The sequence below is a fragment of the Exiguobacterium aestuarii genome, from assembly GCF_020171655.1.
Taxonomy (GTDB): domain Bacteria; phylum Bacillota; class Bacilli; order Exiguobacteriales; family Exiguobacteriaceae; genus Exiguobacterium; species Exiguobacterium aestuarii_A.
The window spans coordinates 385411-403863 of sequence record NZ_JAIVAC010000001.1; the positions used below are offsets into that span (position 1 = coordinate 385411).

Annotated in this window: 24 protein-coding genes; 20 read left to right on the plus strand and 4 right to left on the minus strand. The window is 47.3% G+C overall.

Annotated elements, in window-relative coordinates; all coding sequences use genetic code 11:
* Positions 1 to 25: 25 nt before the first annotated feature.
* The 7 genes from ctaD (at position 26) to LCM29_RS02015 (ending at position 5312) form a co-directional block, all read left to right on the plus strand.
* Positions 26 to 1894, plus strand: a complete 1869-nt coding sequence (gene ctaD, locus LCM29_RS01985) for a cytochrome c oxidase subunit I (protein ID WP_224862726.1) — start codon at positions 26 to 28, stop codon at positions 1892 to 1894.
* Entirely contained in the window at positions 1895 to 2521 is a 627-nt protein-coding gene (locus LCM29_RS01990) for a cytochrome (ubi)quinol oxidase subunit III (protein ID WP_214875353.1), read from the plus strand. It begins immediately after the preceding gene.
* A 1-nt stretch (position 2522) separates the two neighbouring features.
* The gene (locus LCM29_RS01995; protein ID WP_214691743.1) at positions 2523 to 2852 is read left to right on the plus strand and encodes a cytochrome C oxidase subunit IV family protein; all 330 of its coding nucleotides are present in this window, start codon (positions 2523 to 2525) and stop codon (positions 2850 to 2852) included.
* Positions 2853 to 2986: 134 nt separating this feature from the next.
* The gene (locus LCM29_RS02000; protein ID WP_214691744.1) at positions 2987 to 3910 is read left to right on the plus strand and encodes a cytochrome c oxidase assembly protein; all 924 of its coding nucleotides are present in this window, start codon (positions 2987 to 2989) and stop codon (positions 3908 to 3910) included.
* 23 nt (positions 3911 to 3933) lie between these two features.
* A complete protein-coding gene (locus LCM29_RS02005; protein ID WP_214691745.1) occupies positions 3934 to 4395 on the plus strand; it encodes a DUF420 domain-containing protein in 462 nt (153 codons plus the stop codon).
* A 21-nt stretch (positions 4396 to 4416) separates the two neighbouring features.
* The gene (locus LCM29_RS02010) at positions 4417 to 5031 is read left to right on the plus strand and encodes an SCO family protein (protein WP_074034929.1); all 615 of its coding nucleotides are present in this window, start codon (positions 4417 to 4419) and stop codon (positions 5029 to 5031) included.
* A gap of 5 nt (positions 5032 to 5036) precedes the next feature.
* Positions 5037 to 5312 carry a hypothetical protein gene (locus tag LCM29_RS02015; RefSeq protein ID WP_074034927.1) on the plus strand — a complete coding sequence of 92 codons (276 nt, stop codon included), beginning with the start codon at positions 5037 to 5039 and terminating at the stop codon, positions 5310 to 5312.
* Between the two features lie 56 nt (positions 5313 to 5368).
* On the opposite strand, the gene LCM29_RS02020 is transcribed toward LCM29_RS02015, so the two are convergent.
* The 3 genes from LCM29_RS02020 to LCM29_RS02030 all read right to left on the minus strand — a co-directional run bounded on the left by LCM29_RS02020 (position 5369) and on the right by LCM29_RS02030 (position 6966).
* Positions 5369 to 5722, minus strand: a complete 354-nt coding sequence (locus LCM29_RS02020; protein WP_224860588.1) for a hypothetical protein — start codon at positions 5720 to 5722, stop codon at positions 5369 to 5371.
* Between the two features lie 42 nt (positions 5723 to 5764).
* The gene (locus LCM29_RS02025; protein ID WP_015881291.1) at positions 5765 to 6127 is read right to left on the minus strand and encodes a YugN family protein; all 363 of its coding nucleotides are present in this window, start codon (positions 6125 to 6127) and stop codon (positions 5765 to 5767) included.
* Positions 6128 to 6231: 104 nt separating this feature from the next.
* Positions 6232 to 6966, minus strand: a complete 735-nt coding sequence (locus LCM29_RS02030) for an ATP-grasp domain-containing protein (RefSeq protein ID WP_224860590.1) — start codon at positions 6964 to 6966, stop codon at positions 6232 to 6234.
* A 153-nt stretch (positions 6967 to 7119) separates the two neighbouring features.
* Here LCM29_RS02030 and LCM29_RS02035 point away from each other — a divergent pair, with 153 nt between their 5' ends.
* Genes LCM29_RS02035 through LCM29_RS02055 form a run of 5 tightly spaced genes read left to right on the plus strand, consistent with a single transcriptional unit; the run spans position 7120 to position 9915 of the window.
* Positions 7120 to 7569 (plus strand): YlbF family regulator, encoded by a 450-nt coding sequence (locus LCM29_RS02035; RefSeq protein WP_015881293.1) that lies wholly within the window; start codon positions 7120 to 7122, stop codon positions 7567 to 7569.
* Complete coding sequence (locus LCM29_RS02040; RefSeq protein WP_143406649.1) at positions 7553 to 7807, plus strand: YlbG family protein; 255 nt, start codon at positions 7553 to 7555, stop codon at positions 7805 to 7807. Before LCM29_RS02035 ends, LCM29_RS02040 begins: the two co-directional genes overlap by 17 nt.
* Before the next feature lie 52 nt (positions 7808 to 7859).
* Positions 7860 to 8426 (plus strand): 16S rRNA (guanine(966)-N(2))-methyltransferase RsmD, encoded by a 567-nt coding sequence (rsmD, locus tag LCM29_RS02045; protein WP_214691750.1) that lies wholly within the window; start codon positions 7860 to 7862, stop codon positions 8424 to 8426.
* Between the two features lie 5 nt (positions 8427 to 8431).
* Positions 8432 to 8926 carry a pantetheine-phosphate adenylyltransferase gene (gene coaD / locus LCM29_RS02050; RefSeq protein WP_074034918.1) on the plus strand — a complete coding sequence of 165 codons (495 nt, stop codon included), beginning with the start codon at positions 8432 to 8434 and terminating at the stop codon, positions 8924 to 8926.
* Positions 8923 to 9915, plus strand: a complete 993-nt coding sequence (locus LCM29_RS02055) for a SepM family pheromone-processing serine protease (protein ID WP_224860592.1) — start codon at positions 8923 to 8925, stop codon at positions 9913 to 9915. The genes coaD and LCM29_RS02055 overlap by 4 nt, the downstream gene beginning before the upstream one ends.
* Here the strand turns inward: LCM29_RS02055 and LCM29_RS02060 are convergent.
* Positions 9894 to 11024, minus strand: a complete 1131-nt coding sequence (locus LCM29_RS02060) for a nucleotidyltransferase family protein (RefSeq protein ID WP_224860594.1) — start codon at positions 11022 to 11024, stop codon at positions 9894 to 9896. The genes LCM29_RS02055 and LCM29_RS02060 overlap by 22 nt on opposite strands.
* A gap of 156 nt (positions 11025 to 11180) precedes the next feature.
* Between LCM29_RS02060 and LCM29_RS02065 the strand changes: the two genes are divergently transcribed.
* From LCM29_RS02065 to LCM29_RS02100, 8 genes are all read left to right on the plus strand, one after another.
* The gene (locus tag LCM29_RS02065; RefSeq protein WP_074034907.1) at positions 11181 to 11708 is read left to right on the plus strand and encodes a YceD family protein; all 528 of its coding nucleotides are present in this window, start codon (positions 11181 to 11183) and stop codon (positions 11706 to 11708) included.
* Positions 11709 to 11730: 22 nt separating this feature from the next.
* The gene (gene rpmF / locus LCM29_RS02070) at positions 11731 to 11904 is read left to right on the plus strand and encodes a 50S ribosomal protein L32 (protein WP_015881300.1); all 174 of its coding nucleotides are present in this window, start codon (positions 11731 to 11733) and stop codon (positions 11902 to 11904) included.
* A 121-nt stretch (positions 11905 to 12025) separates the two neighbouring features.
* Positions 12026 to 12865, plus strand: coding sequence for a 2-dehydropantoate 2-reductase (locus LCM29_RS02075; protein WP_224860597.1), 840 nt, complete (start codon positions 12026 to 12028; stop codon positions 12863 to 12865).
* Positions 12859 to 13218, plus strand: a complete 360-nt coding sequence (locus LCM29_RS02080) for a DUF3397 domain-containing protein (protein ID WP_214783918.1) — start codon at positions 12859 to 12861, stop codon at positions 13216 to 13218. Before LCM29_RS02075 ends, LCM29_RS02080 begins: the two co-directional genes overlap by 7 nt.
* 24 nt (positions 13219 to 13242) lie before the next feature.
* Positions 13243 to 14799, plus strand: a complete 1557-nt coding sequence (bshC, locus tag LCM29_RS02085; protein ID WP_224860599.1) for a bacillithiol biosynthesis cysteine-adding enzyme BshC — start codon at positions 13243 to 13245, stop codon at positions 14797 to 14799.
* 159 nt (positions 14800 to 14958) lie between these two features.
* Positions 14959 to 15891, plus strand: coding sequence for a 16S rRNA (cytosine(1402)-N(4))-methyltransferase RsmH (gene rsmH, locus LCM29_RS02090; protein ID WP_214783915.1), 933 nt, complete (start codon positions 14959 to 14961; stop codon positions 15889 to 15891).
* A 23-nt stretch (positions 15892 to 15914) separates the two neighbouring features.
* Positions 15915 to 16277 (plus strand): cell division protein FtsL, encoded by a 363-nt coding sequence (ftsL, locus tag LCM29_RS02095; RefSeq protein WP_214691757.1) that lies wholly within the window; start codon positions 15915 to 15917, stop codon positions 16275 to 16277.
* The gene (locus LCM29_RS02100; RefSeq protein WP_214819591.1) at positions 16277 to 18424 is read left to right on the plus strand and encodes a penicillin-binding protein; all 2148 of its coding nucleotides are present in this window, start codon (positions 16277 to 16279) and stop codon (positions 18422 to 18424) included. The genes ftsL and LCM29_RS02100 overlap by 1 nt, the downstream gene beginning before the upstream one ends.
* The last annotated feature ends 29 nt before the right edge of the window (positions 18425 to 18453 follow it).

The following is an 18453-nucleotide window of genomic DNA, read 5'->3' on the forward strand; positions in this document are numbered from 1 at the left end:
ATTTCACGTGGCACAGACCACTGCAATGCAGCAATCGCGTAAATACAATGGCATCATGGATTGGATTACGACGGTTGACCACAAAAAAATCGGTATTTTGTATTTGTTCTCAGGAATCTTCTTCCTCCTTCTCGGTGGAATTGAAGCATTACTGATTCGTTGGCAACTTGTTAAACCAATGAACGATTTCGTCAGCGGTGAAACGTTTAACCAATTAATTACGATGCACGGGACGACGATGATCTTCCTAGCGGCGATGCCGATGCTATTCGGTTTCATGAACGCCGTCGTACCACTTCAAATCGGGGCACGCGACGTCGCGTTCCCATTCATTAACTCATTAGGTTTTTGGTTGTTCTTCTTCGGTGGAGTCATGCTTAACTTGAGCTGGTTCTTCGGAGCAGCACCGAACGCAGGGTGGACAGCTTACGCTCCACTTTCGACACAACCGGAAGCAACAGGGGTAGACTTCTACGCCCTCGGTCTTCAGATTTCAGGTTTCGGTTCATTGATGGCCGGGATTAACTTCCTCGTCACCATCTTGAACATGCGTGCGCCAGGTATGAAGCTCATGCGCATGCCGCTCTTCACATGGACGACTTTCGTTGCATCGGCATTGATCGTCTTCGCATTCCCGCCACTTACGGTCGGATTGTTCATGTTGATGTTCGAGCGACTCTTTGGAGCCGCATACTTCGACCCAGCACTTGGTGGGAACGTTGTCATCTGGGAACACCTTTTCTGGATCTTCGGTCACCCGGAAGTATACATTTTGATCTTACCGGCATTCGGTATTTTCTCGGAAATCATTCCTACATTTGCGCGTAAACGCCTCTTCGGTTACACGACGATGGTCTTCGCGACAATGCTTATCGGTTTCCTTGGATTCATGGTTTGGGTTCACCACATGTTCACAGTCGGTCTCGGTCCAGTTGCGAACTCAATCTTCGCTGTTGCGACGATGGCGATCGCCGTACCGACCGGTGTTAAAATCTTTAACTGGCTCTTCACTCTGTGGGGCGGTCAAATTAAATTCAACGTGGCGATGCTTTACTCAGTCGCGTTCATTCCTTCATTCCTCGTTGGTGGGATGACAGGGGTTATGCTTTCAGTTGCACCAGCTGACTACCAGTACCACGACAGCTACTTTGTTGTCGCTCACTTCCACTACGTTATCGTAGGTGGGGTTGTATACGGTCTCTTCGCAGGTCTTTACTACTGGTTCCCACTCATGTTCGGAAAAGCCCTTTCTGAAAAGCTTGGATACTGGCAGTTCTGGTTGTTCTTTATCGGGTTCCACTTGACGTTCTTCCCGCAACACTTCCTCGGATTGTTCGGTATGCCACGTCGAGTCTTCACATACCTCGATGGTCAAGGTTGGGATACACTCAACATGCTTTCGACAATCGGTGCATTCTTCATGGGTGTGTCAACGATTGTCTTGCTCATCGCTGTCGTGAAAGCATTCTTGTCAAAAGAACGCGTCAAACCAGATCACTGGGGAGACGGACGTACGCTTGAGTGGACACTTCCTGTTCCGACTCCAGAGTACAACTTTGCACAAACGCCACTCGTTAAAGGACTTGATACGTTCTGGCTCGAGAAAATGGCAGGAAACAAACGCGTGTCAGTCGCTGAAGAAGTTTCGGACATCCACATGCCGAACAACTCGCTCATTCCGTTCTTCATGTCACTCGGCCTCTTTATCGCAGGACTTGGAGCAATCTTCCACTTGGATAACGCAGTCGTCGGTTGGTCATTGATTGGATTTGGATTAGCGATGACGTTCGTCTCGATGTTCCTACGTTCTTGGATTGACGATCACGGCTACTACATTCCGAAGTCACAAGTCGAAGCAGACTTGAAAGCGATTCGTGAGAAAGGAGAACAATAAATGGCACATGCAGTTGAAAAACACCCAGTGACCGGTATCCCGGCCAATCCAGAGAAAGCAACGCTGGAAGGGAAAAATAAATATGTGGCCTTCTGGTTCTTCCTTGGTGGAGAGACAGTCCTCTTCGCCTCGCTCTTTGGAACGTACGTTGGTCTCTTGAACTCTGGTGCGCCAGAGGAGTTACGCTCGTATAACATTTTTGAAATGGAGCTCGTCTTCATCATGACGATGCTCCTCCTCACAAGTTCACTGACAAGTGTACTTGCGATGATGAGTATGAAAGCAAACAATCCAGGGCGTATGAAGCTTTGGTTGATTGTGACGCTCCTTCTTGGTGCAGGATTCCTTGGTGCTGAGATTTACGAGTTCATTCACTACTACCACATCGGTCACACGTTCACGTCGAGCGCATTCGGTTCAGCCTTCTACACGTTGGTCGGCTTCCACGGCGCGCACGTTACGTTCGGTCTCCTTTGGATCACGACACTCTTGATTCGCAACTGGAACCGTCCGATCGATGTGTACAACGCACCGAAGTTTTATGTATCAAGTCTTTACTGGCACTTCATCGATGTTGTTTGGGTCTTCATCTTCTCAATCGTCTACCTCTTAGGGATGGTGAACTAATATGGAAAAACGAGCAATGAACGAATCGCACAAACAATTAGAGCTTGAAGTAAAAGCAGAATCGAAGCGCGAGTATCAACTTCAGTTGATCAGCTTCGCCATGATGATTTTACTCACGTTCGTGGCATTCGGTGCCGTTTATGCGGAACTGATGCCAGTCTGGGCAGCAGGTGGTTTCTTAATCATCTTGGCGGTCATTCAAGTCTTCCTACAGTTGTATATTTTTATGCATATGAATAACCGTGGGAACACATGGATCGTCGGTATGATGTGGTTAGGCATCTTCGTCGCCATCATCACGGTCGCGGCACTACGCTTACTCATTTGGTAATTGTGACAAAGGATTGAACATCTGTGGAAACACGGATGATTCGGTCCTTTTTCCTTTACTTCAAAAATGAATGAATAGTAATCTTGAAGTGAACGGTTTCAAAGGTTAGGGAGAGAAAGAAAAGGGGTGAACGGATGCTCTGGAATACGTCGGAGCTGCTCAATCAATTTGATTGGCTCACGTTATGGAGTCCGCTGTTCGGATTGCTCATGGTCGGGATTTATGTGTTATACGCCGTCGTGACAGAGAGAATGGCGAAGCGAGGATATGCCTCGACCACGTTATTACAAAAGTTTAGTATGTTGTTTGCGATTGTCTTGTATTATATCGGTTTCGGAAGTCCAATCGATGTGTTGGCACATATCATTTTATCGGTGCATATGTTCCAAATGGTGCTCGTCTATATTTTGGCACCCGCACTCGTCGTTTATGGTCTACCGTACTGGGTGTTTGAAAAAGTACTTAGCTTTAAATTCATTGGGCCAACGTTTAAGTTTTTAACAAAGCCACTCATCGCGCTCATTTTATTCAACGCATTGTTCTCGATTTATCACATGCCGGTCGTATTTGACTATGTCTTGACGAACTATGGCGTACACCGCATCTTCCACGGTGCTTTAGTCGTCTTTAGTTTGACGATGTGGTACCCGGTCATCGTTCCGCTCGTTACGGACGAAGAGGAAGGCATGTCCGACTTAAAACGAATGGTGTATATCATCGCCAATGGAGTGTTGTTAACACCAGCCTGTGCGCTCATCATCTTCAGTCAAACGACGCTATATAACGCGTATACGGACCCGGAGACGTTCGCTAGGGTACTTGGATATTGTCTACCGAATGGGGACGTGTCGGGGATTAACTTAGAGGCGCTCATGGGAGCGACGAACAGTGCCCTCGAAGATCAACGATTCGGTGGCGTTTTGATGAAACTCGGTCAAGAGATCGTTTACGGCTTCTTTTTCGGCTGGACGTTCTTCGGTTGGGTACGCCGTACGAAATCTCTTGCGCTCGATGAAGGCATGTCTTTCACTCCGCAAGAAACAAACGAGAAAAATTAAACAGAACAAAAGGGGAAACATTGATGAACTATCTTGCCTTAATTAGTGTGTCATTCATCGTCATCAGTGCGATTCTTGTCGCCATCGGATGGGTGATCATCGCAAAAGACCGTAGCAACATCGAAAAACATAAGAAAGTGATGACGGCGGCCGCGATTGCAGCGACGACATTCTTTATCCTTTACGTCTCACGCACGATTTTCGTCGGGAATACGGCATTCGGCGGACCGGATTCTGTCAAACCGTTCTATCTCGGCTTTATGATCTTCCATATCCTACTCGCGACTACAGGTGGTGTCCTTGGATTGATCACCTTGTATCTCGGTTATAAAAACAAGATTGAGAAACACCGTAAAATCGGACCGAAAGCATCAGTGATTTGGTTCTTCACAGCGATCACAGGTGTGACGGTTTATATTCTTCTCTATGTGGCATATGACCCGGGTGAAACGACGAACGTATTCCGCGCGATAATCGGAGGATGATCCATAGAGAGGGAGAGTTGTATGAAACGGAATAGCTATATGACGGTCGGTTTGACCGTCCTGACGCTCGTTGTCATCGGAGTAGCCGTGTATTTTGTATTCTTCAACCAAGACGACTTGCCGGTCATCCAAGAGCCAACCCCGTTCACATTGACGAACGCATTGAATGAAGAAACATACAATTCCGATAATGGAAAAGTAAAAATTGTCACATTCTTTTATACGAACTGCCCTGATATTTGTCCGCTCACGCTACGTGATTTTATGAAGCTTGAGAAAGAGTTGAAGGCAGAGAATCTATATGGTTCAGACGTAGAGCTCGTCGCCATCACGGTCGACCCGAAAGTGGACACGGTCCCCGTACTCAAAAACTATGGGGAAGCGTTCCAGGCGGAGCCAAACGGATGGAAGATGTTGACGGGAGATCAGGTCGACATCGATCGAATCACACGACAGCTGCAATTTTATTATTCGAAGGCGAACAGCGGGCTCGTGACGCATGCGACGACGATGTACGTCATCGACCGTCATCATGATGTTCGTGCCGTCGCTCAGATGGCGACAGCAGGGGATGAACCCGTTGATATCGAATCTATCATGGAGGACGTTAAAGTACTCGCGAATGAAAAGGAGTGATCACCATGAACGATACGATGGCTGTGATTGGGAATGACTATTCATACGGAGACGTGACGATTGCAGAACGGGCGATTGAAGATTTGATCGCATGTAGCGCCATTGAGTTCGGCTTAAAAGAAGTGAAAGTCGTATCTCAATCGAAAGACCATTATGATTATCGAATCATTGCATCTTTACCACTCGTCGAGGCGGAGCGATTGTATCGCTACGTTCGAGACCAATTTGATTTATTGCTCGGTCAGGTCGATGTGACGTTGACCATCATTGCGACCAACTAATATAAGCCCACAGAGACGAATCGTCTTCTGTGGGCTTTGTTTTATCATCGTATTTTTTAGTGAGCTTGATAAAGGATTAATATCCTATTTTTTTGTGGATCATGAAAAAGTTCTGCGAAGAAGCAATATCCATTTTCAAAGTCATCTAAATCTGCTTCATTGGAAAGTACGATGTGTGTCCTGAATGACTCGCTCCATTGAGTTCGGATATCACTCATTGCTTGAGGCTCTAATAGATCTCTATCTTTCATTTGATAAGTTGAGATATAAAGAGTCTGGATTGATTCAGAAAAAATCATTTGTTCCAATTCATGAATTGAATCAGGAAGATGAATCATTTTTAACTGGATGCGTGATGCTCCGATGCATAAGCGCTTACTCTCTTTTTCAAGATAGATTGAATTCTTCAAGGCTGTGAACCTCCGATATAGCCTAAAAAGAAACCCCTTTGCTTATGCAAGGGGTTTGACTTCTAGTGTTTCTGCAAGTGCCTTTAGGCGACGTTCGCAGTCACGGACGATTTCTTCTGGGAAGACTTCATCGTATTCAACGCCGTGTGGGTAATAATGCTTTCCTAAAATCGGTGTGAGCATTTTGACTACAGCGTGACGATCCTCGATTTGACCTTCGATTGCGTATACAGGTAAGCGAAGATAGAATGTTTCGCCAGTCGATTGTTTCTCATATTTCATATCATACGTGGCACGCTCGTAATCCCAAGCACCTTCACGGATGAAATGATGATGATCCATGATCGTCTCGAGCAAACCAAAACGGATTTCTTTTCCCTCGATGTGGAACTGCTCAAATTTCATCATAATCCCCCTTTTCGAATAAACCTCATATGTCATCATACCATATTCAAAAACGTTCTTGGAATAACGTGTGTTCAAATTGTGAAAAAAAGATGAACGATTGATTAGCTTAGTGTAGTTAGATATTCCTCGATTTTTTGAGGAAGTTTTACCCCGAGTGGGAGTAGTCCTTCCGAACCGAAAAAGACGTTGAACTCCAAAATATAAAATCCGTCTTCTGTCACGATGACGTCAAACGCCGCGTGGTTGATGTGTAACGTATTGGCAATCGTTTGAACTTCTTTGACGACGTATTCGGGAATGTCTTCGTAAGAGAAGTTAGCTCCTTGGGCGACATTGTTCAAAAATGCCTCGCTGACGCGCCAATAGGCACCGACAACTTCTTCACCAATGATGATGACTCGTAAGTCACGATCATTCGGGATGAACTCTTGGACATAAAACGTATCATGGTTCTCGACATATTCTAACCAGTCTTGGTCATTCTTGATCAGCCAAACCCCTTGGCCCATTGAAGATTTGGCTTTTTTGGCGACGAACGGGTATTGGAACTCTTCCAAAACACGTTCGATTGTGTAAGGGTTTTTTCCATAGATGAGCGTCTTCGGAATACGATGAGGATAGGTCGCTTTGAAGGCACGTGTCATCTCGATTTTGTCGTGCCCGAGATGATATGTCGCCGGAGATGGGAAAATGGCTTTGTTCATTCCGTAAATGATGGAGTTGACCATCCAGTACTCGGGGAACAAAACGAGGTCAGCTTCGCGTACTTTATCGAGTTGATCATAATAATATTCAGGCTTCGCATAATCCGTCTTGATTCCGGCTGATCGAATCATATTAAAAGAAACTTTTTTCATATACAGACGCACTGGGTACGTCTATTCACTTCCTTTCTACATTGAACGCCTTGCGGTCAACTTCAATTATAGTGTGGATTGCTTACATAGGGAAACAATTGTGGTAAAATCATGGCAGAAAGGGTGAGGGGTATGATAATCACTGAACAGACGATTGCCCTGCTCGATCAAACTGAAGAATTGACCGATTTGATTGAAGCAAGCGAATCGTTTCAAACATATATTCAAACGAAAGCGGCACGTCTCGCATCACAAGAAGCGAAGGAAATCGAGCGCGAGTTCCTAAAGATGAAAGAGGACTATGAGTACGTCCAGCGGTTCGGGAAGCACCATCCGGACCACGATCGCATCAAAAAAGAGATGCATCTCATCAAACGTCGTCTTGACGTTCAGCCGGAAATTGCTGCGTTCAAAAAAGCAGAACGAAGCTTGGATAAGTTGTTAGGGGAAGTGAGTGAACTATTAGCACATTCAGTCTCTCCTAAAATCAAGGTCCCGACTGGTAATCCATTCTTTGACGAAGGTGGATGTTCCGGTGGTGGCAGTTGCGGAGGAGGCGGAAGTTGTGGATGCGCCGTCTAAGTTGAATGAACGGATCGGTTTCGTCGTATACGTGAATTCCTTGAAACAAGTGAAAGCGTTAAGACGTTATGCGAATCTGTACTTTGTCTCAAAACGAGAGAAGTATGCGTTTCTTTATACAGACCTCGAAGGTCATGAAGCTGTACTCGAACAAGTAAAGGCATTGCCGTTCGTGGAAGCGGTCGTTCGGAGCGAGCGTCCATTCATTTCCGAAACGTACGAGACAAAATCGAAATAAACAAAAAGATGAAGGTGGCATCACCTTCATCTTTTCTGCTGGAGGGAAAGACATGCGTGTCATATCTGGAGAACGAAAAGGGACCCGTTTAAAGGCGGTCCCAGGAACGGCTACGCGGCCGACAACAGATAAAGTAAAGGAATCGTTATTCAACATCATTGGACCCTATTTTTCTGGTGGGAAAGCGTTAGACCTCTATGCGGGCAGTGGTGGACTTGGCATCGAGGCGTTGTCGAGAGGGTGTGACGAAGCGGTGTTTGTCGACCGTCAACCGAAAGCCGTGCAAACGATTCAAGAAAACTTGCGGGCGACCCACTACGAAAAGAAGGCGAACGTGTATCGTCAAGACGCCAAGGCGGTGCTCGAACAGCTTCGCGCACAGAAGGAACAGTTTAAGCTGATCTTTATGGATCCCCCGTATCATGCGGAAGAGCACGAGGCTTTCTTACGATTGATTGATGAAGCTGACATGTTGATCGATGTTGGCGTCATCGTCTGTGAACACGGGAGTGACGTGACATTGCCGGAACGTATCGGACGACTTGAACGAATTAAAGAACAGCGATACTCAGAGGTGATCACCATCAGCTTTTATGAGTATGCATCGATTGAGGAGTGAAACAAATGAAGCGGATTGCGATTTGCCCGGGGAGCTTTGACCCGATCACAAATGGACATTTAGACATTATCGAACGAGCGGCGGCCATCTTTGACGAAGTCATTGTCGCCGTCCTTGAAAATTCCAGCAAGGCCCCACTATTTGATGTGGAAGAACGATTAGGACTCATCCGAGAGGTGACGACACATCTTCCGAACGTGTCGGCTGACGCGTTCGGTGGACTTCTCGTCGAATATGCCGCCGAGCGAGAAGCGGCAACGATTGTACGTGGACTGCGGGCCGTATCTGATTTTGAATATGAACTTCAAATCGCATCAATCAACAAGAAATTGAATGAGAACGTGGAAACATTGTTTATGATGACGAACAGTCAATACTCATTCCTTAGCTCATCTATCGTGAAAGAAGTAGCGAAATATGGTGCATCAGTTAATGAACTCGTCCCAGAGCAAGTCGAAGTCGCGTTACGTAAAAAGTATCAAGTGAGTTCTGGACAATGAAATCACTAAAAATCGGGCTTGGTCTGCTCGTCACCGTTCTTCTATTTCTCTTCGTTCCGCTCCCTTATTACATTTCTTCACCTGGTGCGGCGACGTCGATTGAAGAATTCTTGACCGTAGAAGGTGGCGAAAAGGATGAAGGGGAACTGATGATGGTGACCATCTCGCAACGGAGAGCGACACCATTTTGGTTAGTGGAGAGTTGGGTCACACCGTTCACAGAAGCCAATTTATCTAGTCGTTATTTATACGATGGAGAAAGCGAGGCGGACTACGACAGACGTCAACAACTTTTGATGGACTCTTCTCAACAAGCGGCAATCCAATATGCTTATGAGCTCGCTGACGAAGAAGTGACGGTCGATTTTGAAGGAATTTACGTCTCTGCGCCGATTCCGGGCTCTCTCGCAGCCAACGTCTTAAAGCCGGGTGATGTCATTACGGCAATCAACGGCATGTCATTTGCGACACGTATGGACTTTTTAAATCGGGTGATGGAATCGGATGCCGGTGATGAAGTCGAGCTGACAATCGAGCGAGACGGGGAGGAGCGTGTCGTGCAGACGCTTATTCAACCGATTGACCAGAGTGGTGACCGCGTCGGGATTGGTATTTATGAGCCACTTCCTGTCCAGGAGATCACAGCAGACCCTAAAGTCGATGTCGCTTTGACGAATGTCGGGGGACCGTCCGCAGGATTGATGTTCACGTTAGAAATTTATGACCAGTTGACACCGGGCGATTTGGCGAACGGAAAGCGAATCGCTGGCACGGGAACCGTCGATGAGGAAGGAAATGTCGGACCAATCGGAGGCGCGTGGCAAAAGATTGTCGCAGCGGACGAGGAAGGGGCCGAAGTCTTTTTCGTCCCGGCCGGTTCAAATTATGAGGAAGCGCTTGAATCGCGCGACCGTCTCGACAGTGACATAGAAGTCGTCCCTGTCAAGAAGGTAGAAGATGCAATCCGTTATTTAGAAGAGATGAACTGAGGTCGCTGGCGGTATTCAATCAATGTGTCGTTATGAAGCGGCAGTCGATACGCCTCAGTGACACGCGCTTCAAAATCGAGCCGTTCATCGTATTTACCGATGAGCGGCAATTCTTGTTTCACATCCCGTAATGCCACACGACCGATGTCATTAAACGCGAGCGGTCTCACGTAGGGAACATCATCAAAGCGAGTCGGTGCTTCTTCTTTTAACCAGTGCAGAAGAATGGACACGAACGCTCGTTGAATCGATGTGCGTGTATAGCGACGTGTCGAAACGGATGTGAGGGCATGTTCAAACGATGTTTCGAATCCGGCTCGTTTCAGGCGAGGTGCGAGGGATGTGTCGATGCCGACGAGCTCGCTCAACGTATGGAGCGGCAACGTGCGGAGTTTGTATTGTAAGACGGGCCAAAACAGTTCCCAATGCGTCATCGATTGCGACTGGAACATCGCTTCTGTCGATGCAGGAACGGCACGAACTTCACCCGTTTCTAGGTAATGGGCCCGGATGCCGGTGGCCGACATGACGTCTGTGAGTGAGGTGTCGTGATAATCTGCCCCGAGACGCTTCACCGTATGTAACTGAATCGTCTTTGCTGCTTTGGCGTAATGATACGCCAAAATATTGTTAGGGCGTGTCAAATCAAACGACGGATAGACGGTACGGAAAGCCCGACTTGAAGCTTGCGCCGACGAATGACCCTCTTGTAGTGCTTGGTGGAGTGCCTCTTTATATAGAGATGTCTCTTCGACATTTGACTGCGCTGCATGAAGAATGGCGTCGACATCTCCGCTTTCGCTTCCGAACGATAGCGTTTGGCATCGGAGTTGTTCGGCGATTGAGACGGCAGACATGGCGAAGCGGTCCGCCCGTTGTACCCCATACTTGGTCGGTAGTTCGACGACGAGGTCGATTGCCCCGCTCTCGACGGCCGCTCTTGCCCGTTTCCACTTATCGAATGAGGCTGGTTCTCCTCGTTGAGTGAACTGGGCACTCATGATGGCAATTATGGCATCAGCCCCGGTTTCTTGACGTGCGGTTTGCGCTTGATAATAGTGTCCGTTGTGAAACGGATTGTACTCTGCGATAATGGCCGTCTTTTGCATGATTTACTCCTTTGCATTGTCGTATGGATTGGTGTAAGATGAGTAAGTACGCTTTGGCAAAGCGCCGTCGTCAACTGATTTTAGTGTAAAGAAAAAACATTGACAAAACAAGTTGGCCTATCTATAATTCATATTGTTGCAATTGAGGTGATTCGGATGAAATGGTCTATTGCACAGCTACTTAAGCTCCGAAACCAGGGTGACGGTTTTACGATCGATGAGATGGTAGAACTACCAGAGCTGACTCAGCTCCATCCGGATATCCGTTCGATTCGCCCGGTGCATGTGCACGGGGATGCATCGTTCACATCTAATCAAGTTACATTCAATCTGAAGATTCAAGGTGATCTGACGTTGCCAGATGCGCGAACGTTAGAAGACGTCACTTATGAATTTGATATTGAATCGCTCGAGCCTTTCTTTTTGGAGAATGGGCGTTATACGGAGCAATTCGATGACGTGAATTTGCCAGAAGGAAATACAATCAGTCTTGTACCGATTGTAAAAGAGCTCATCATGTTAGACGTCCCGATGCAAGTTTATGGGAACGAAACAGACAAAACTCAGGTTGAAGGGGAAGGCTGGACGCTCACTGACGAACAGCCGGATGCCCAACCAAAAATTGACCCGCGATTCGCGGGACTGGCCGACCTGTTCTCGAAAAAAGAGAACGAGGAAGGTTAACTTTTCAAGGAGGTGGACAACGATGGCAGTACCATTCCGTAGAACGTCGAAAACTCGCAAACGTCTTCGTCGTACTCACTTCAAACTCAACGTACCTGGTATGAACGAGTGCCCGAACTGTGGCGAAATGAAACTTTCACACCGTGTTTGCAAATCTTGCGGACATTACAACGGTAAAGAAGTAACAAGCAAATAATGCGAGAAGAAGTGATCTGATATCAGGTCACTTCTTTTTTTGTTTGTCATTTTTGGGTCATGGCAAGAAGATGTGGTAAACTTTTTGTGCGAAAATAGTTCTATTCAGGAGGAAAGCATGTATGAACTCCATCAAACGGATTGGCATCATCGGGAACGGGGCGGTCGGACTATTGATGGCATCCTTGCTCGCTGATGATTATGAGGTGACGGTATACGGACGAAGCGGATCACCTGAAAAGATTTTAATCACACGGACAGGTTTGACGAGTGGGTCAGCATATGTATCGCTACAATCTAGTGCCACATTAGAAGAAACTGACCAAGATCTCTTTTTTGTCACGACGAAAGCCCATCAAGTCGAACAGGCGACGGCACGACTCTCTGGAGCAGTTCCGGTCTTCATTTGCTCGAACGGGATTGCCCATCTGGATTATGCGAAACAACATGGTTTTCATTTAGGTGTCGTCGAACACGGGGTGACGAAACAAGGAAACACCATCGAGCATCGTGGACTCGGGCGTATTCGAATCGGGAGCATGACAGGTCTCCTTCCAATCACACTTCAAGATAGTCCACTTCAGGTCATCTGGGAAGAAGACATCGAACAAGTCGTGATCGAAAAGCTATTTGCGAATGCGATCATCAATCCCATCACAGCACTATGCCGTGTTACGAATGGTGCGCTCGCAAACGCGCCATATCGTGAGATTGCGCATTCCATCTACGAGGAACTAACGCCGCTATTTTCAAAGCGTGTCTCGTATGCTTATATCGAGTCGATCATCGAACGCACTGCCGAGAATCGATCTTCTATGTTGCGTGATCTTGAAGAGGGACGACCGACAGAAGTGGATGCGATTCTAAAACCAGTGATTGAGAAAGCCGAACAAATGAAGATTTCACTTACAGTTATCCCCCTGCTACATAAACTGATTATAGGAGCGAGCGCATCGTGCTAGTGTATATCGTTTCATTTCCACTCATCTTATGGTTTATGGTGTATATGATACTTAGAAAAATTATGCCGAAATCAATCAACTCATTCAAACTCGCCTGCGATGCCGGGGTCGTACTCTGGTTCTATGCATGCGGCGTTTTACTTGAGGCCATCTTCGGGACGGAAGTGTTTCTTCTATTGCTTGCGGTATGTTGCGCCATCTTTCCGATCAATGCGATCTGGCAGCGGATTCGTTATGAGGAAGTGTTGTTCACGAAGATGTTCGTCCACGGCTGGCGCTTGCTCTTTTTACTCCTAGTCCCGACGCATGCGATTTTGTTTGCGATCGGCGTGGCCCAAGAAATGATTCGTTGATTGATTGAAAGGAAGTTGTTATACGTGAAGATAGAAGCATTTGATGCCCTATATGCACCCACATCCCCGATGATACAAATTGAAGAAGGGTACGGGCGCTGGCTCGATTATCGAGGCATGGATGAAGTCGAGAAGCGCGCAACGGAGATTGCAGGACGCTCATACGACCATCTCCATGAACTCGTCCACATTTTAAAACAGCAGCAACGGCAGTTCGGGGAACTATCGGAACGTCTATCAGCGAATCTTGATTTGCTCGAACAGCGTGAAGCATACGCCATGGTGACCGGGCAACAAGTCGGCGTGTACGGAGGTCCTCTATTCGCTGTATATAAATTGCTAGCGGTCATCAAACGAGCGAAAGAGGCGGAAGCGAAGCTCGGCAAACCGGTCCTTCCGATTTTCTGGATGGCGACGGAAGATCATGACTTTGCGGAAATCAATCATGTCTTCACGACCCAGACGTTTTCGAGAACGTTAAAAAAAGATGCACTATCCACGCTTCCGCTAGCAGGGAAAGCTTCTGTAGGGGAGCTTGAGTTCGACCGAGTGAAACTTGAACTGGTACAAATGGCGCAACGGATGTTGTTGAACGAGACGGAGACACCTCATACATTACGTCTGTATCAGGAGTTGATTGAACTCATTCAAGGAAGTCATTCGTTCGCGCAATTCTTTGGAGGAATGATGCGCCGTTTCGTAGGGAACGACTTTTTGTTGTTTGACCCGCACGCGAGAGACGTACGCGCACTTGAACGTCCAATGTTCCGTCGACTGATTGAGCAACATGACGCATTGCAACAAGCGCTCGAACATGCCTTTGAAGACGGCATGCCATCCGTCGAGTTAAATAAAGAGGCGGCGCATCTTTTTTACCATGACGGGACGCGTGAGCTGCTCACAAAAATCGACTCGGTATACACGACAAAACGTGGACATCGATTCACGGAGACCGAATTGCTCAATGAAATCGAGGCACACCCAGAACGCTTTTCAAACAACGTTGTCTCTCGACCGCTTATGCAAGACTATTTGTTTCCGACGCTCGGTTACGTCGCTGGTCCTGGAGAAATCGCCTACTGGCTGCAACTCCGTCCGTTATTCCACGAGATTGGATGGAAAATGCCGCTACTTTTACCACGCCTCGGTGGTTTAATCGTTTCGAGTAACGATGAAAAGAAATTACGACAAGAAGGCGTCACACTTGAGGAATATATGAAACACCCACTGCCTGATCATCCGTTTGATGATGAGGCGTTCGAAGCGAAGCTGTATGCGTATCGGACACTCACGGAGGCGGTCAGCCGGGAAGCCCGTAGCCACGGCAGACGATTCGAGTCGAAGTCGAGGCACGTTCTCGAACGGTTGGCAGATGAGATGCGTGCCGAGGCGAAACGTGATCAATATCGACTGAACGCACGCCGCATTCAGCTTTCGACTCGACTCTTCCCGATGAATGCACCTCAGGAGCGTATTTTATCGATGGTTCCAATGTTGAATCGCCATGGTCTCGACGTTTTTGAGCGGATGAAGCACGCTTATGAGCAATCAGAAGCGGAGCGATGTTTGTTCAAGGTATAACCTTTTTTTGAACAGCTCTTGACATTTGTCAGGAGCTTTTTTTTGTTGTTACCTTTTTGTTTCCTCTTTTCGCTAAAAACCTGTACGGACCTTGACATTTTTATGATAAAGTAAGTGTAATAAAACAGTTGAAATATGTAGGTTGAGAGGGTTTTTTGAATGTTTGAGCATGAAACGGTTTTAAAAATGGAGTCCATTGAGGGATTGAACATCAAACCAGATGGGGTATATGTGGACTGTACGTTAGGTGGAGCGGGTCATAGTGAAGAAATCGCAAAGCGTTTAACGACGGGACAACTATATGCGTTCGACCAAGATGACGTCGCACTCGCGCACGCGAAAGAGCGATTGGCTCCTTATGAAGGCCGTGTGACGTTTATAAAGAGCAACTTCGTTCACTTGAAAGAAGAACTCGCCGAACATGGCGTGACGAAAGTGGACGGCGTACTATTCGACCTAGGCGTTTCATCGCCACAGCTTGATGAGGCAGAACGTGGATTCAGTTACAACTACGACGCGCCGCTCGATATGAGAATGGATCGCTCGCGAGAGTTTTCAGCTTATCATGTTGTGAATGAATGGTCGTTTGGAGAACTTGCTCGTATTTTCTTTACATACGGGGAGGAAAAGTTTTCAAAACAAATCGCACGAAAGATTGAGCAAGCCCGTGCCGATAAACCGATTGAGACGACGTTTGAGCTTGTCGACTTAATTAAAGAAGCGATTCCTGCACCAGCAAGACGCAAAGGCGGTCATCCAGCGAAACGAACGTTCCAAGCGATTCGAATCGCCGTCAATGACGAGTTGAACGTATTCGACCGTGCCGTTCAAGATGCGATTGATTTACTCGCAGTGAACGGACGCATCTGTGTCATTACGTTCCATTCATTAGAAGATCGAATTTGTAAACAAGTGTTTAAAGAACGGAGCCAACACCCGCCGTTACCACCAGGATTGCCGGTCATTCCGAAAGAGTTCGAACCTGAACTCAAATTGATCACACGCAAACCAATCGTGGCGAGTGAAGGAGAACTCGAAGATAACCGTCGTTCACGCTCGGCAAAACTGAGAGTGGCCGAAAAACAAAAATAATCACTTTGTAGGAGGGATACCTGATGCCAGAAGCTGCCCGTAAGGCGTTGCAGCCTCAAGTTACACCGAATCGAAATCCGATTCCGCAAGAACGACCAATACCTGCTCCAAAACGACGCACGTTGACCTTGTTTGAATCGATCCTGTATCCAGTGATGATTGGTTCAGTGGTCATGTTCGGTGGCATCACGGTGTCAAAACACAACGAAGCGTATAACATTATGCGTGATACGGCAGCCGTCAACCAGCAGGTAAATGGGGTTGCAAAAGAAAACGAAGAACTAAAGTATGAAATCGCCCAACTAAGCTCGCCAGAACGAATTTACGCGATTGCCGAGAAGCTCGGAATGAAATTCAATGAGAAGAACGTCAAGGTGATTGATTGATGAATTCTCTACAACAGAGTAAAAAAAGAGTGGCGTGGGTAGCGATTGTCTGCTTCACCCCGCTCTTTTTATTTTTTGTCGGATGGTTTCTTTACTTGTCTGTCACCCATACATATAAAGGCGAGAATATGTTGGCGTTCGCTGAAGAGCAGCGGTGGAAGGCAGTCAGTACGTTAGAAGCCGAACGAGGCGAAGTGTACGACCGTTTTGGTCAACCGATTGCCATCAACATTCCATCGTATCGACTTGTCGCCGTGTTAAAACTTGGTGGCGAGCGGGTCGAAGGGAAGACGCTCATGCCAAACGAGTTTGAAGAAGCCGCGAAACAACTCGCGACCGTGCTTCCGATGACAGAGGCCGACATCTTAAAGCGACTTGAGCAAAATGTCGACCGCGGCCAAATCGAGTTCGGGGTTCCGGGGCGTGATTTGACCGTTGAACAAAAAGAAGAAATCGAAGCGTTCGAACTTCCGGGTATCACGTTCGTCGAAGAACCGAAACGTTACTACCCGAATAAAGTATTCGCATCTTCTGTCATCGGCTATGCGCAAAAGATTGACCAAAACGGTCGGATCGAGCTCGTGGGTGAACTTGGAATCGAAAAATCGCTCAACGACATTTTAAGTGAGTCGTACGGCTTGTACCGATTTGAGAAAGATTTGGCGGGGCGTGAGCTCGTCTCGAGCGATGAACAATTAAAAATCGAGCCAGAAGACGGGGCTGATGTGCAACTGACGATTGATCATCGGATTCAACAGCTGCTCGAGACGAAGATGAATGAGTTATATGAGGAGTATGAACCGAAAAATGCGACGGCCATCATCATGGATCCGAAAACAGGGGAAATCATCGCCTTATCGGACCGTCCATCTTTCGACCCGAATACGCGTGAGATTTCCTCATACAGTAACTTCTCGGTCTCGTCTCGCTTTGAGCCAGGGTCAACGATGAAAATTTTCACGTTGGCGGCTGCAATCAACGAGGGCGTATATAACCCGAACGAGTTGTACAAGTCAGGATCATACAAATACGGTAAGACGGTATTCAATGATTACAACATTACCGGATGGGGTACCATTCCTATGGTAGAAGGCGTCTGGCACTCGTCGAACGTCGCGTTCTCGATCTTAGCGAACGAACGACTCGGTCTCAGTCGCTATGAAGATTACTTCAAAGCGTTCAAGTTCGATCAACGGACCGGAATTGATTTACCTGGTGAGGTAAACAGTCAATTCGACTTTGAGAGTCCGATGAACGTCTTGATCACAGCTTGGGGACAATCGACCGCGGTGACACCGATGCAAATCTTGCAGGCGACATCTGCGATTGCAACGGACGGCACCATGAAACAACCGCACGTCATTAAGAAGATTGTCAACAGCGAGACGGGCGAAACGATTCGGACGACGAATCCGAAAGAGGTCGGTCAACCGATAACTGCAGAGACTGCGAAAAAGACGCGTGAAGCACTTGACGGTGTCGTCAATAGCGATGTGGGAACAGGCCAATTGTATGCGTTAGATAACTATCAAGTGGTCGGGAAGACGGGTACTGCCCAAATCGCTGAGAACGGAAAGTATTTGAGCGGACAGTACATTCACTCATTCGTCGGGATGGCACCGGAAGACGATCCGGAACTCGTCATGTATATCGCGGTCGATCGTCCGAACAGTGACTCGTCAACAACGGGTCCACGCATCATGGCACCACTCTTCAAAGATGTGATGGATGTCGCGTTACGTTACCGGAGTGTCGAGCCTGAAAAGCAAGAAAAAGCGGTTGAGGCCTCGACAAAGACGGTGACATCGTATATTGGTAAAAATCGTGAAGATGTCGTAAAAGAGGCGACTGACAGTTCGTTCAATCCGATCGTCTTAGGTGACGGGGATGAAGTGACGGCTCAAAGTCCTGTAAAGGGACAATCTTATGTCGTCGGTGAACGACTGTTGCTAAAAACGAGTAATTCGTTTACGATGCCAACATTAAAAGGGTGGTCGTTACGTGATGTGAAACGTCTAGCGACGCTCTATCAATTAAATTTAGAAATCGATGGTACCGGATTTGTCACATCGCAATCGATTGGCAAAGGGAAACCTGTCAAAACGGGCGCCTCCTTGAAAGTGAAATTGGAGACACCATCGAATTAACGCACGAGATGAAGAGGGCTGCGGCTCTC